This is a genomic window from Halomonas sp. KAO, from assembly GCF_015595025.1.
GTDB lineage: Bacteria > Pseudomonadota > Gammaproteobacteria > Pseudomonadales > Halomonadaceae > Halomonas.
Genome location: NZ_JADNRL010000019.1, coordinates 733,599 through 747,770 on the forward strand (window position 1 = coordinate 733,599; position 14,172 = coordinate 747,770).

The following is a 14,172-nucleotide window of genomic DNA, read 5'->3' on the forward strand; positions in this document are numbered from 1 at the left end:
AAGCCGAGGACTTCCTGGATCAGCTGCGGATCAGGTGATCGAAGGCGCTCAGCGCGGCCTTGGAGCCCTCGCCCATGGCGATGACGATCTGCTTGTAGGGCACGGTGGTCACGTCGCCGGCGGCGAAGATCCCGGGCACAGAGGTCATGCCGCGCTCGTCGACGACGATCTCGCCACGCTCGGAGAGCTCGATGGGTGAATCCTTGAGCCACTCGGTATTGGGCACCAGGCCGATCTGCACGAACACGCCCTCCAGCTCGACCCGACGGATCTCGCCGCTGGCGCGCTCCTCGTAGGTGAGGCCGTTGACGCGCTGGCCATCGCCGTTCACCTCGGTGGTGCGGGCCCCCAGGATGATCTCCACATTGGGCAGGCTGCGCAGCTTCTTCTGCAGCACCTCATCGGCGCGCATCTCGTCCATGAACTCTAACAGCGTCACATGGCCGACGATGCCGGCCAGGTCGATGGCCGCCTCGACGCCGGAGTTGCCCCCGCCGATGACCGCCACCCGCTTGCCCTTGAACAGCGGGCCATCACAGTGGGGGCAGTAGGCCACCCCCTTGTTGCGATACTCGGCCTCGCCGGGCACGCCCATCTCGCGCCAGCGGGCACCGGTGGCCAGCACCAGGGTCCTGCTCTTGAGGCTGGCGCCGGATTCGAACTGCACCTCGTGCACTTCGCCCGGCTGACCCGGCAGCAGCTTGACGGCACGCTGGAGGTTCATGATGTCGACCTCATACTCCCTGACATGCTCCTCCAGTGCCGCGGCCAGCTTGGGCCCGTCGGTATGGGGAACGGAGATAAGGTTCTCGATGGACATGGTGTCGAGCACCTGGCCGCCGAAGCGCTCGGCGGCGACACCGGTGCGAATGCCCTTGCGTGCGGCATAGACCGCCGCCGCCGCGGCGGCGGGGCCACCACCGACCATCAGCGTATCGAAGGTCGGCTTCTCGCTGAGCTTGGCGGCCTCGCGCTCGGCGGCACCGGTGTCCACCTTGGCCAGGATCTGCTCCATGCTCATGCGTCCCTGATCGAAGGGCTCGCCGTTGAGATAGATGCTCGGCACCGACATCACCTGGCGCTCTTCCACCTCGTCCTGAAACAGGGCCCCGTCGATGGCCACGTGATGGACGTTGGGGTTGAGGATCGCCATCAGGTTCAGCGCCTGGACCACATCCGGGCAGTTCTGACAGGAGAGCGAGAAGTAGGTCTCGAAGTTGAGCTCACCCTCCAGCCCCTTGATCTGCTCGATCACCTCGTCGCTGGCCTTGGGCGGATGGCCACCCACCTGCAGCAGCGCCAGCACCAGGCTGGTGAACTCGTGCCCCATGGGGATGCCCGCGAAGACCACGCCGGTCTCCTCGCCAGGGCGATTGATGGCGAAGGAGGGGCGACGTGCCTCCTCGCCATCAAGCTTGAGGGTAATCTTGTCGGTCAGGCCGACGATATCGGCCAGCAGGCCATGCAGTTCCTTCGACTTGGCGCCATCATCGAGGGACGCAACGATCTCGAAGGGCTGAGTGACCTTGGCCAGATAGGCCTTGAGCTGAGTTTTCAGGTTGTCGTCCAACATGACAGCGTGTTCCTTCATGTTCGAGAGTATCAGGCCACGAGCTAGCCGCGCCCTGCCGGTTTGACAGTGCCATCGATCTGGCTCGTGATGCGAAATAGGGCCCCGGGCGGGGGAGGTGCCCGGGGCGGTGTGGCAAGGCCGGAAGAGGGCCTCGCCACGCGGGCGGGGCTTAGATCTTGCCGACCAGGTCCAGTGACGGCGCCAGGGTCTCTTCGCCTTCTTCCCACTTGGCCGGGCAGACCTCGTTGGGGTTGGCACGCACGTACTGGGCGGCCTTGACCTTGCGCAGCAGCTCTTCGGCGTTACGGCCGATGTTGCCGGCGTTCAGCTCGATGATCTGGATCTTGCCATCGGGGTCGACCACGAAGGTGCCACGCTCGGCGATACCGGCATCCTCGATCAGCACCTCGAAGTTGCGCGAGATGGTGTGGGTCGGGTCGGCCAGCATCGGGTAGGTCAGCTTGCCGATGGTCTCGGAACTGTCGTGCCACGCCTTGTGGGTGAAGTGGGTGTCGGTGGAGACGCTGTAGATCTCGACGCCCAGCTTCTTGAACGCTTCGTAGTTGTCCTGCAGGTCACCCAGCTCGGTGGGGCAGACGAAGGTGAAGTCGGCCGGGTAGAAGAAGAAGATGCTCCACTGGCCCTTCACGTCCTGTTCGCTGACGTCGATGAACTCACCGTTATGGTAAGCGGTGGCCTTGAACGGCTTGATTTCGGTGTTAAGCAGGGACATTCGTTAATGCTCCTTTCGTCGTTGCCTAGGGGTGGCTGGAATACGCAGGCATGGTAGCCCGTATTACCCGATAGTATAAATTGAATGGGGGCATCGCCCTGATAATTCAACCCTATGACAGGGGCGGTGCACGGTCAGCCGATGCGCACCGCCTCCCCCTGGCGGTCCAGAGCCAGGAAGGCCTCGACGTTGCCCATCTTCAGCGACTCGACCATGCGCTCGAGCTGCGCCTCGGCCTGCTCGGAAGCGGGGGCCTCGCTGCCACGCCCCGAAAGGGCACCGACGAAGACGATGTCCCACTCGACACCGGTGTTCTGCGACTCCACCACCAGGCCGGCCATATCGGTCAGCTCCTCGGGAGCCTTGTCGACACACAGCACCGGGGCAAGCACGCCACCCTCGCCCCGCTCGAAGCGGGCACGCTGCTCGGCGGAGGGGTTGTCCGGCAGTTCGGCACGGGTAAAGACGAACAGCAGGCGCTGGGCATCGGGCTGCAGGCGCGCTTCGCTTAGCAGATCGGAGAAGTTGGTGATGGCCATGCGAAGCCTCCGGGGGCAATCGAAAAGAAGAGTGAGCGCCAGCCTGCTCCCTTTGGAGGCGGCGCTCAAGGGGAAGGCGGGCGAATCGACTCAGTCAAGATGGTGGGAGCAAGACTCAGCCGTGGCGGGCGCTGAGGATATGGTGCAGGCCGCTGCACTCCACCAGGGGGTCGTCGCAGTTGACCACCACCTCGGTGTGACCCAGCACATGGCCCTTGCCGGTGATGGTGTTCTCCACCACCGTATGGGCGCCCTCCCGACGGGTACCGGTGAAGGTGCCGATAAAGCCGGTCTCGCGCAGGGAGATGGTCTCCAGCCGGTCGCCGGGCTCGAGGGTACCCTCATGGCGCATCAGCGCCAGGCGTGCCGAGGTCCCGGTGCCGGTGGTGCTGCGGCAGATCACCCCCGGATGCACATAGGTGGCCGAACGCGAGCGGTAGAAGTCATCGGCCACCTGCTCCACCGGGCCCATGAAGTGCAGGAAGGGCAGTGGCCCCACATCGCCCAGGGTGTAGTGGGAGAAGCCGCGCTCGGCCTGAATCGCCTCGACGATCCTGTGGGCACACTCGGCGAGCTCACGCTCCTCGTCGCGGTTGAGATGAAAGCCGAGCTCACCGGCATCCACCAGGGCATAGAAGCCGCCGCTGTAGGCCACGCTGTAGGCCACCTCGCCCAGCCCCGGCACCTGGATCGAGGCACGATAGGTATCGATATAGCTGGGCAGCCCCTCGCAGGTGATCGCCTCCACCACGCCGTTCTCCACCCTCGCCTCGATTCTGACCAGCCCCGCCGGCGCCTCGAGCGTGAAGCGCTGCACACCCTCCCGCTTGGGCACGATGCCGGCCTCGAGGACCGCGGTGGCGGTGCAGATGGTATTGGAGCCCGAGTAGATGGGGTAACCCATCACCTCCATGATGATGTAGCCGGCGGCCGCCTCGGGGTCACTGGCCGGAACGATCAGGTCCACCGACATCTCGGGCACGCCATAGGGTTCGAACAGCAGCAGCTTGCGCAGGCCATCGGCATCATCGCGCAGGTAGTGCATCTGCTCGCGTACGGTGGCGCCGGGCAGGGCGTCGATGCCCCCCAACACGATCCGGCTGACATCACCGCCGGCGTGGGTGTCCATCATCCTGAAGCTGAGCGGGCGGGTCATGGGCGCGACTCCTGCTGGGAAGAGGGAGCGGCAAGGGCGAAGGGAGCACCATGCGCCTCCCACTGGCGGTCGGGAACGATCACGATCTTGCCCAGGAAGTTGCTGCCGCGACTGACGAAGTAGCGCTCGGCCTGGTGAAGTTCCGAGAGCCGGAAGGTGGCATGCAGTACCGGCTTGAGCTTACCGGAGCGGATCCAGACGATCAGCTGCTCGGCCTCGTCACGGGTGCCATGGGAGACACCGAAGATCTGCACCTGATAGAGGTAGATGCGCGTCCACAGGATCTCCGAGATATTGCCGCCGCTGGCCCCGGCGATGGAGAGCCGCGGATAGCTGGTGCGCGCCTTCATGTCCTGAATCATGGTATCGATGAAACAGTCGGTCATCTCGCCACCGACCAGGTCCATCACCGCATCGATGGGCGCCCCTCCGGTGGCCTCGAGGACCCGCTGGGCGAAGCCCTCGAGCTCGCCGCGATCGATTACCGCCTCGGCACCCAGGGCCTCGAGCGCCTCCGCCTTCTCCGGCTGGCTCACCGCATAGGGAGTGGCCCCCAGGATGCGGCAGAGCTGGATCAGTGCCGTGCCCACGCCGCCGCTGGCGCCGCTGACCAGTACCCGCTCACCGGCAGCCACGCCGGTCGAGGTCAACATATGGTAGGCGGTCTGATAGGAGCACATGCCCAGGGCGGCGAGCTCGGCATCGTCGAGCTCGGAGTTGGGTACATGATGGAACTGGTCCGAGGGCACGACGACATACTCGGCGAAGCCGCCATCGGCGCCATGGCCGTAGTAGTCCGGGGTCAGATTGATGTCGCGGCGGGCGTCCGGGTAGAGGTTGAAGTCGAGCAGGCCGCGCTCGCCGATCCGTGCGGCATCGACGCCTTCGCCCACCGCCACCACACGCCCGGCAATATCGGCACCCTGGATACGCGGGAAGGTCAGGGTCGGCTCACCGCCCATGGCAAAGGAGGTCACCTCGCCCTTCTTCACCGGGTAGAGCCCCTCCCGGGCCTTGCGATCGGTGTTGTTCTTGGCGGTGGCCGTGACCCCTACCAGCACCTCGCCTGGGCCCGGCCGCGGGGTCGGCACGTCATCTCGGTAGACCAGCCTGTCGATATCGCCATGCCCGGTCAGCAGCATGGCCGACATGGTGGCGGGAACGTTTGCATGGGGAGTGGGGTTCGCCATCTGCTGCCTCCTTGGTGGGAATGCTCGTGGGGCCACCGACAACGCGTCGGCGGCGTGAAATTGTCCACAGCACAATAGCAGAGTGCCCCCGGCACAACCGAGCCCTTGAGGTAGCGAATAGCGGTGTGATCCTTCCTGTTTTACGGCAAGGAGATGGCGGTTTTTCTGCGCTCCTTGGCTCTGAGCCCCTACCAGTGCAGCGGATAGCGCCGGTGGCGGGCCAGGTTGTTCACCAGCACCGCCACCACCACCATGATGGCGCTACCGACGCCGATGGGCATCAGCGGATACCACCAGCCCAACCCCGTGATCTCGGGCCCGCCGATCACCGCGATCAGGGCCGCGGCGGCACCGGGCGGGTGCACGCTGTGAGTCAGCTGCATCAACAGGATGGAGAGCGATACCGCCAGGGTCACCGCCAGCGTGGTAGCGCCCAGCAGCTGGAAGCAGGCGACCCCGGCCATCGCCGAGAGCAGGCTGCCCAGCAATACATTGCGTGGCTGGGCAAAGGGGCTTTCCGGTGCGGCGTAGAGCAGCACCGAGGTGGCACCGAAGGAGGCCACGATCAGCAGCTGCTGGGAGAGCCAGTGCGCACTGAGCCAGCAGATCGCCCCCATGCCGGCCATGGCACCCAGCCATGACCAGAGGGCATCACCGAGATCGGGCGTATCGCGTCGCAGGCGCTCACCGCGCATCTTTCCCAGATAGGTCTTCATCGTTCCTGAATCGTGAGGGGTGAGCGGCAGAGTCTGACAAATTACTTAACGACATTAAAGCAAGTATTATTTATAACCAAATGAATTAAATTTGATCGGTGTCATGTTTCCCCGCCTTGCCAAGGCCTCACTCCCCTTGTCGCCACTGTCGGCATCACCACAGACAGTGAAGCGGGCCGACGCCCCTGCCAACGAATCCCAGGCACGCAGAAGGGCCCGGGGAGAGAGTTCTCCCCGGGGCCTACGATATTCTTGGCGCGCCCGGCAGGATTCGAACCTGCGACCTTTGGCTTCGGAGGCCAACACTCTATCCAACTGAGCTACGGGCGCCTTGCTCGACATGGCATCGAGCGGTCGACATCCTAACCGCCAGGCAGGCCACTGTCCAGCGCAAGGCGTTGCGAACGCTTTCATGGCACCTAAGCGTGGACGGCGCTGCCATTTTCCTGGCGCCAGGGTTGCCGGTATACTGTCGGCAATGACTGCATGATGGCATCTCCTCGGCTGCGTTGCCGATACCGTTCCCGCCGGGCGCTGCCACGAACAACTTCCTAAAGGACCGTGAAGAGGTGGTGAGAGTGAAATTCAGCAAGCTGATCATGGGGTGCCTGGCCACCCTGGGCCTGACCGCCGGCGCCGGCACCGCCCTGGCGCAGGTCGACGCCGAACGCGAAGCCATCGCCGAGCGCCTGAAGCCGGTGGGCGAGCTCTGTGTCGAGGGCGAAGATTGCGGCACCGCCAGTGCCAGTGCCGGCGGTGCCAGCAACGGTGCCTCCAGCGGCGGCGATATCGATGGCGCCAGCATCTACAACAGTGTCTGCATGGCCTGTCATGAGACCGGTGCCGCTGGCGCCCCGATTCGCGGCGACGAAGCGGCCTGGGCCGATCGCGTGGAGAAGGGCTTCGCCACCCTGCTGGACCACTCCATGAATGGCTTCAATGCCATGCCGGCTCGAGGCGGCAACCCCAACCTCTCCGACGCCGAGATGGAGGCCGTCACCGCCTATATGGTCGAGCCGGTGATGGATGTGCCGGAACTGGGCGGCGGCGACGAGGCGGCGGCCGAAGCGCCGGCAGAGGAAGCCGACGAGAAGGCACAGGCCGATGCCGCCAGCCAGGAAGATGCTACCGATGAGTCGGCAGGGAATGCCAGCGCCGAGGAGTCTGCCGCGGGCGGTGAACCCTCCCACGCCGGTATCGACGGAGAAGCGATCTTCAATCAGATCTGCATGGCCTGTCACATGACGGGGGCAGCTGGCGCTCCGGTCCGCGGTGAAGCCGACCAGTGGGCTCCTCGCCTGGAGCAGGGCATCGAGACCCTCTACGACCACTCCATCAACGGCTTCAACGCCATGCCGGCCAAGGGCGGCAACCCGAACCTCTCCGATGATGAGGTAAAGGCTGCTACCGACTACCTGATCGCTCCGGTGCGATAAGCTCCCGATCACGGCGGGTCAAGCGGGGCGCCTACGGGCGCCCCGCTTGCGTCTGATTGCCAGCAAGATGCCAGCCCAGCAGAGCAGGCATTCGACTCACCCCAACAGAGAGCGCAGCCCGGCGATGGCACTCTGCCCCCGCGCCTGCTTCTTCTCCGGATCCTCACGGTCCGACCGCCCCTCCCATTCCAGATCCGCCTCGGGCAGCTCGTCGAGAAAGCGACTGGGTGCGCAGTCCATCAGCTCTCCGTAGGTCTTGCGCTGTCGAGCCAGGGTCAGGGTCAGGGTACGCCGCGCCCGGGTGATGCCCACATAGGCCAGGCGCCGCTCCTCCTCCACCGTGCCCGCCTCGATGGCATTGCGGTGGGGCAACAGCTCCTCCTCCAGCCCCATCAGATAGACATGCGGGAACTCGAGGCCCTTGGAGGCGTGCATGGTCAGCAGCTGAACACGGTCGGAGTCATCCTCCTCGGCCTGCTGCTCGAGAATATCCCGCAGCACCAGCCGCGAGATGGCCGCCTCCACGCTGTCGGTCTCGGTCTCCTCGGAGGCCGTACTCTCCTCCGGGTCGGCCTCCATCGACTTCTCCAGCTGGTCGATCAGGGTCCAGACATTGGCCATGCGCCGTTCGGCGATGGTCGGGGCGCTGGCGTTCTGATAGAGCCAGGCCTCGTAATCCATCTCGTGCAACATGTCGCGAATGGCGGCGATGGCATCGCCGCCATCCATGCGTCGCCGCACGCCGTCGATAAAATGGGTAAACCGCCCCAGACGTTCGACCGCCCTGACCGGCAGCTGCTCGGCCAGACCCAGCTCATGGCAGGCGGCGAACAGCGAGATGCTCCGCCCATTGGCCTGCCCGTTAGCGTAGTTGGCCAGCTTCTCCAGGGTACCGGGGCCGATCTCGCGGCGCGGCACATTGACGATGCGCAGGAAGGCGTTGTCATCGGCCGGATTGATCAGCAGCCGCAGGTAGGCCATGGCATCCTTGATCTCGTTGCGCGAGAAGAAGGAGGTGCCCCCGGAGAGCTTGTAGGGAATCTGGTAGTGCTGCAGCTTGAGCTCCAGTAGCCGGGCCTGGAAGTTGCCGCGGTAGAGCACGGCGAAATCCCTCCACTCGGCGCGCTCCTTGATGCGCCGGGTGAGGATCTCGCTGGCCACGCGATCCGCCTCGGCCTCCTCGTGGCGGTTGACCACCACGCGGATCGGCGCGCCCTCGCCCATGTCCGACCACAGGGTCTTCTCGTAGACATGGGGGTTGTTGCTGATCAGGGTGTTGGCGGCGCGCAGGATGGTGCCGGTGGAGCGATAGTTCTGCTCGAGCTTGATGACATCCAGGCGCGGAAAGTCCTCGCCCAGGGTCACCAGGTTCTCGGGGCGTGCCCCACGCCAGGCGTAGATCGACTGATCATCGTCGCCCACCACGGTGAAGGTGGCCCGCTCGGCCATCAGCAGCTTGACCAGCTGGTACTGGCTGACGTTGGTGTCCTGATACTCATCCACCAGCATGTAGTGAATGCGCTTGCGCCAGCGTGCCAAGGCCTCGGGGTCGTCGCGCAGCAATACCACCGGCAGCAGGATCAGGTCGTCGAAGTCCACCGCGTTATAGGCCTTGAGGTGGCGGTTGTAGGCCTCATAGACCCGCGCGGCGAACAGCTCATCCTCATCGGCGGCATGCGAGAGCGCCTGGCCCGGCAGTATCAGGTCGTTCTTCCACTCGGAGATGCGGTGCTGCACGGCATTGATCTGGTCGGCGTCGACCTGGGCATCCTTGTGCATCAGGTCGCGCAGCAGTGCCTTGGCATCCTCGGGGTCGAACAGCGAGAAGCCGGGGCGATAGCCCAGCGCCTTGAGCTCGCGGCGGATGATATTGAGCCCCAGGGTATGGAAGGTGGAGACGGTCAGCCCGTGCCCCTCCTTGCCCTTGAGCATTGCTCCCACCCGCTCCTTCATCTCCCGGGCGGCCTTGTTGGTGAAGGTCACCGCGGCAATGCGTCGGGCACTCATGCCGCACACCTGAATCAGGTAGGCGATCTTGGTGGTGATCACGCTGGTCTTGCCGGAACCGGCCCCCGCCAGCACCAGGCAGGGGCCGTCGATATAGCGCACCGCCTCCTGTTGCCGGGGGTTGAGGCCGGCGAGACGCTGCTGGATGGTCTTGGGAGCACTCAAGGGAGAGGCCTCACGCTGTCTTCCCCTGCCGCGCCGGCGAAGTCCAGTTGCCGCCAGGCTTCATAGACCAGCACCGCACAGGCATTGGAGAGATTGAGACTACGGCTGTCGGGCCGCATGGGGATGCGCAGCCGCTGGGACTCGGGCAGGGCATCGAGCATCTCCTGGGGCAGGCCACGGGTCTCGGGGCCAAACACCAGGGCATCACCTGCCCGGTAGTCGGGCTCATGGTAGCCACGCCGCCCGCGCGTCGATACCGCAAAGACCCGCACCGGCCTGGCGGCCTCGAGGTAGGCCTGCCAGTCAGGGTGCACGCCTACCGCTGCCCACTCGTGATAATCGAGACCGGCACGGCGCAGGCGCCGGTCATCGAGTTCGAACCCCAGCGGCTCGATCAGGTGCAGGCGAAAGCCGGTATTGGCGCACAGCCGAATCAGGTTTCCGGTATTGGGGGGTATCTCGGGCTGGAACAGAACGACATCGAGCATGATTTATCCGCTGTGGTCCCGTTGGAACGCAGGCGGGCCCCATGATGGGGCCCGCAATCCTCGCCGCAGGGAGGCCGTCAGAAGCGCAGGCGCACGCCGACCTGGGCGCCGCGGTCCAGGGTCTGACTGCCGCGGTCGTCGTCGAAGTCGGCATCCAGCTGACGCAGCCCGAGGTAGCCATCCACATTGGGAGTAAAGGCGTAGCGGGCACGCAGGCCGACCTCATAGCCCTTGTCCAGCTCGCTGGTCGTCACCACACCGGGGGTGTAGAAGCCGTAACCGCCCAGCGAGACCGCCGGCAGATTGGGCAGATAGACGTAGCCGTAGCCACCGAGACCCAAACCGCCACCTTCTCCGCCCCTGGCATCATAGTGCGTCCAGCGGGCACCGATGCCCACTTCACGACGCGAGGTGTGCTGGCTGCCCATCAGCTGGGCATGATAGACGGTAGCATCCTTGCGGTAGTCGCTGTCGAGCACGCCACCGCCGAGCTGAACGCCCTCCACGACCTCGCCGGCCGCCTCGAACTGCACGGCATCCTCGCCCAGATTGAGGTCCAGGCTGGCGGCCTGGGCAGTGCCTGCACCCATCAGCAGCAGGCACGCCAGCAGCGTCTGTCTCGTTCTCATCATGCTCTTCCCGTTCTCTGCCGTCGGCATATCCTGTTTTGGCTCCTGTAGAGCTTAGCGCAATCGGCCGTCACGCCACAGCGGAAACACCATAGCGCGCACGATAGTCGCGAATGGCCGCGGCATGGCCACGCAGTGAGTCGCCGGCATGCTCCTCGAGATAGGTCAGCACCATATCCAGCGTCACGATACTGACCACCGGCATGGCGTAGCGTGCCTCCACTTCCTGGATGGCGCTCAGCCCTTCGCCTTCGACCTCATCACTACCGCGCTCCTGGCGGTCCAGGGCGATCACCACCCCGGCGGCACGGGCCCCGGCGCCCTCGATCAGCGTCATGACCTCACGGATGGCGGTGCCGGCGGTGATCACGTCGTCGATGATCAGGATATCACCGGCCAGTTCGGCACCGACGATGGTGCCTCCTTCGCCGTGGGCCTTGGCCTCCTTGCGATTGAAGGCGTAGGGCAGGTCGCGGTCATGCTGGTCGGCCAGCGCCACGGCGGTGGCGGCGGCCAGGGGGATGCCCTTGTAGGCGGGACCGAAGAGCACGTCGAACCGCGGGGCACGCTCGGCGATCGCGTGGGCGTAGAAGCGACCCAGGCGGGCCAGGGCGGCGCCGCTGCGGAAGAGGCCGGCGTTGAAGAAGTAGGGACTGACACGACCGGACTTGAGGGTGAACTCGCCGAAGCGCAACACGCCCTGCTCGATGGCAAATTCGATGAACTCACGCTGGTAGGGCTGCAGGTGCTGATCCGCCACGGGGCCTCCTATCACATTTATTGGCCTTGGCCATTTACCCATACGTCGAAACGTCGGGTATCATACACGCGCGACGGAAAAGGGACCACGTATGAAAATTGCAACCATCAACGTCAACGGCATCCGCGAAGCGGTCGGTCGCGGGTTTCTCGACTGGCTGGCCAATCAGGACGCCGATGTCGTCTGCGTTCAGAACCTCAAGGCCAAGAGCTTCGAGCTGGATGACAGCATCCTCTATCCGGAAGGCTACGAGGGCTACTTCCTCGACGCCGAGCAGGACGGCTTCTCCGGGGTCGGGCTCTACTGCCGCAAGATTCCCAAGGCGATCATGTACGGACTGGGCTTTCCCCAGTGCGACCATGAGGCACGCTTCCTGCAGGCCGACTATGACCGTTTCAGCATCGCCAGTTTTTTGATGCCCGACGGCAGCGACCCGGCCGCCAAGCAGACCTTCATGGCACAGTATCAGGAGTACCTCAGCAAGATGGCTCGCAAGCGCCGCGAGTACATCATCTGTGGCACCTGGCACATCGCCCACAAGACCATCGACCTGGAGAACTGGGCCGATAACCAGGGCACGCCCGGCTTTACCCCCGAGGAGCGTGCCTGGATGGATCAGGTGTTCGGCCCCACCGGCTTTATCGACACCTTCCGTGAGATCAACCGTGACGCCGGTGAGTACACCTGGTGGCCCAAGCCCGACCAGGAGGTGCCGCGCTCTCGCCAGGAGGGCTGGCGTATCGACTATCAGGTGGTGGGGCCCAACTTCCGCCGCCATGTGGTGGACGCCTGGATCGACTACGACGCCACCTTCTCGGAGTACGCGCCGCTGATCGTCGAGTACGACCTGCCGCTCTAGGCGCCTCCCTCCGTCGCCGTTCCGGTCTGTCGGAACGCAGAGTGCCGGCCAGTGATGGCCGGCACTCTGCATTAGCAGGAGGCCTGCAGGATCAGCGCGGAATACCCAGCGACTCACGCTGGTGGTCGAACAGCTGCACGCCGGCATTCTCGGCCAGCTCGAGCATGGCATTGAGCTCGGCGCGACTGAAGCTGTCCTTCTCGGCGGTGCCCTGCACCTCGATCAGGCTGCCCCCTTCGGTCATCACCACATTCATGTCGGTATCGGCACCGCTATCCTCGGGGTAGTCCAGGTCCACCACCGGCACGCCCTTGAAGATGCCCACCGACACCGAGCTGACCAGCTGCTTGAAGGGGTCTCCCTTGATCAGCTTGTTGCGTTGCAGGTAACGAATCGCATCCACCAGCGCCACGCAGCCGCCGGTGATGGAAGCGGTACGCGTGCCGCCATCGGCCTGGATCACGTCGCAGTCCACGGTGATGGTGAATTCGCCCAGCTTCTTGAGGTTGACCGCGGCACGCAGAGAACGGCCGATCAGCCGCTGGATCTCCAGGGTGCGGCCACCCTGCTTGCCGCGGGTCGCCTCGCGTCCACCGCGGGTATGGGTGGCCCGGGGCAGCATGCCGTACTCGGCGGTGACCCAGCCCTGACCCTTGCCGCGCAGCCAGCGCGGCACGCCGGGCTCGACGCTGGCGTTGCACAGCACCTTGGTATCGCCGAACTCCACCAGCACCGAGCCCTCGGCATGACGGGTGTAGTCGCGGGTCAGGCGGATCTCGCGGGGCTGCTCGGGCGCGCGCCCGCTGGGGCGTCGAAAGTCGTTGGCCATGATACCTCGTGATCGATAGGGGTTGAGGAGACGTTGAGTTGTTTCGGCTGGCCGACATTCTACACGCTTGGCCCGACGCTGCCGGCGAATCGGTTACACTGCGGCCTGTTCACGAGGCATGACCCGCTCTTCTCACCCCTCATCTCACACCAGTCACCCCGGGAGCCCACCATGGTGCACAGCATGACCGCCTTCGCCCGTCAGGAGCACACCGCCGCCTGGGGCAGCCTGCAGCTCGAATTGCGTTCGGTGAACCAGCGCTATCTCGAACCCCACTTCCGCCTGCCGGAGAGCCTTCGCGACCTGGAGCCCGCCTTCCGCGATGCGCTGCGTGCCCGCCTGGCGCGGGGCAAGATCGAAGTCAGCCTGCGCTTCGAGGCCGCCGGAGACGGCGCCGGACTCGCCGTCAACCCGGCGCGGCTCGCCGAGCTCGGCCGCGCCCTGGGCGAGGTGCGCCAGGTGGTGACGGAGGCCACCCCGCCCGACGCCCTGGCCCTGCTCGACTACCCCGGTGTGCTGGAGAACCGCGGCCCCGATCCCGAAACGGTCAAGAGCGCCGCCCTGGCACTGTTCGAGCGCGCCCTCGTCGACCTGCTCGCCGGCCGCGCCCGGGAGGGGGGGAAGCTCGCCGAGCTGATCCGCGAACGGCTCGCCTGCATCGAAACCCAGGTGACCGAGGTGCGTGGCCTGATGCCACGGATCCTCGAGCGCCAGCGTGCCCAGCTGCTCGAGCGCCTGGAGACGGTAATGGCCGAGCTCGACCCCCAGCGGCTGGAGGCGGAGCTTACCCTGCTGGCCCAGAAGGCCGACGTCGACGAGGAGCTCGATCGTCTGGTGACCCATGTCGCCGAGGTGAAGCGCCAGCTCGACCAGAAGGGCCCGGTGGGCCGGCGCCTCGACTTCCTGATGCAGGAGCTCAACCGCGAGGCCAATACCCTGTCATCGAAGTCGGTGGTGGCCAGTACCACCCGCTGCGCAGTGGAGCTCAAGGTGCTGATCGAGCAGATCCGCGAGCAGGTGCAGAACATCGAATAGGCAAGACCTGCCCCCCTGCCACCCAGTGGGGGCCGCCCTACCTCTCATGGAGACATC

At 65.3% G+C, this 14,172-nt stretch carries 14 protein-coding genes and 1 tRNA gene; 3 read left to right on the plus strand and 12 right to left on the minus strand.

Annotated elements, in window-relative coordinates:
• Positions 1–19: 19 nt before the first annotated feature.
• The 7 genes from ahpF to IOC61_RS09700 form a co-directional block, all read right to left on the minus strand.
• Positions 20–1,573, minus strand: a complete 1,554-nt coding sequence (gene ahpF / locus IOC61_RS09670; protein ID WP_195688617.1) for an alkyl hydroperoxide reductase subunit F — start codon at positions 1,571–1,573, stop codon at positions 20–22.
• A gap of 169 nt (positions 1,574–1,742) precedes the next feature.
• Positions 1,743–2,306, minus strand: coding sequence for an alkyl hydroperoxide reductase subunit C (gene ahpC / locus IOC61_RS09675; protein WP_195688618.1), 564 nt, complete (start codon positions 2,304–2,306; stop codon positions 1,743–1,745).
• Positions 2,307–2,440: 134 nt separating this feature from the next.
• Positions 2,441–2,845: a ribonucleotide reductase subunit alpha gene (locus tag IOC61_RS09680; RefSeq protein WP_195688619.1), complete on the minus strand. Its 405-nt coding sequence runs from the start codon at positions 2,843–2,845 to the stop codon at positions 2,441–2,443.
• 115 nt (positions 2,846–2,960) lie between these two features.
• Complete coding sequence (locus IOC61_RS09685) at positions 2,961–4,001, minus strand: proline racemase family protein (protein ID WP_195688620.1); 1,041 nt, start codon at positions 3,999–4,001, stop codon at positions 2,961–2,963.
• Positions 3,998–5,191: a zinc-binding dehydrogenase gene (locus tag IOC61_RS09690; RefSeq protein WP_195688621.1), complete on the minus strand. Its 1,194-nt coding sequence runs from the start codon at positions 5,189–5,191 to the stop codon at positions 3,998–4,000. Before IOC61_RS09690 ends, IOC61_RS09685 begins: the two co-directional genes overlap by 4 nt.
• A 188-nt stretch (positions 5,192–5,379) precedes the next feature.
• Positions 5,380–5,907, minus strand: a complete 528-nt coding sequence (locus IOC61_RS09695) for an HPP family protein (RefSeq protein WP_195688622.1) — start codon at positions 5,905–5,907, stop codon at positions 5,380–5,382.
• Positions 5,908–6,160: 253 nt separating this feature from the next.
• Positions 6,161–6,237, minus strand: a tRNA-Arg gene (locus IOC61_RS09700).
• Between the two features lie 248 nt (positions 6,238–6,485).
• Between IOC61_RS09700 and IOC61_RS09705 the strand changes: the two genes are divergently transcribed.
• A complete protein-coding gene (locus IOC61_RS09705) occupies positions 6,486–7,343 on the plus strand; it encodes a c-type cytochrome (RefSeq protein ID WP_311430163.1) in 858 nt (285 codons plus the stop codon).
• 96 nt (positions 7,344–7,439) lie between these two features.
• Here the strand turns inward: IOC61_RS09705 and rep are convergent, their stop codons facing one another.
• The 4 genes from rep to pyrE all read right to left on the minus strand — a co-directional run bounded on the left by rep (position 7,440) and on the right by pyrE (position 11,392).
• Positions 7,440–9,515, minus strand: a complete 2,076-nt coding sequence (gene rep / locus IOC61_RS09710) for a DNA helicase Rep (protein ID WP_195688623.1) — start codon at positions 9,513–9,515, stop codon at positions 7,440–7,442.
• Positions 9,512–10,003 (minus strand): tRNA (uridine(34)/cytosine(34)/5-carboxymethylaminomethyluridine(34)-2'-O)-methyltransferase TrmL, encoded by a 492-nt coding sequence (gene trmL / locus IOC61_RS09715; protein ID WP_195688624.1) that lies wholly within the window; start codon positions 10,001–10,003, stop codon positions 9,512–9,514. Before trmL ends, rep begins: the two co-directional genes overlap by 4 nt.
• 77 nt (positions 10,004–10,080) lie before the next feature.
• Positions 10,081–10,632: a YfaZ family outer membrane protein gene (locus tag IOC61_RS09720; protein ID WP_229333012.1), complete on the minus strand. Its 552-nt coding sequence runs from the start codon at positions 10,630–10,632 to the stop codon at positions 10,081–10,083.
• Positions 10,633–10,702: 70 nt separating this feature from the next.
• Positions 10,703–11,392 (minus strand): orotate phosphoribosyltransferase, encoded by a 690-nt coding sequence (pyrE, locus tag IOC61_RS09725; RefSeq protein ID WP_311430164.1) that lies wholly within the window; start codon positions 11,390–11,392, stop codon positions 10,703–10,705.
• Positions 11,393–11,483: 91 nt separating this feature from the next.
• On the opposite strand from pyrE, the gene IOC61_RS09730 reads away from it, so the two are divergent.
• On the plus strand, positions 11,484–12,251 hold the full coding sequence (locus IOC61_RS09730; RefSeq protein WP_195688627.1) for an exodeoxyribonuclease III: 768 nt from the start codon (positions 11,484–11,486) through the stop codon (positions 12,249–12,251).
• 91 nt (positions 12,252–12,342) lie between these two features.
• Here the strand turns inward: IOC61_RS09730 and rph are convergent, their stop codons facing one another.
• Complete coding sequence (rph, locus tag IOC61_RS09735; protein ID WP_132044715.1) at positions 12,343–13,080, minus strand: ribonuclease PH; 738 nt, start codon at positions 13,078–13,080, stop codon at positions 12,343–12,345.
• Positions 13,081–13,251: 171 nt separating this feature from the next.
• On the opposite strand from rph, the gene IOC61_RS09740 reads away from it, so the two are divergent.
• On the plus strand, positions 13,252–14,115 hold the full coding sequence (locus tag IOC61_RS09740; protein ID WP_195688628.1) for a YicC/YloC family endoribonuclease: 864 nt from the start codon (positions 13,252–13,254) through the stop codon (positions 14,113–14,115).
• Positions 14,116–14,172: the final 57 nt, after the last annotated feature.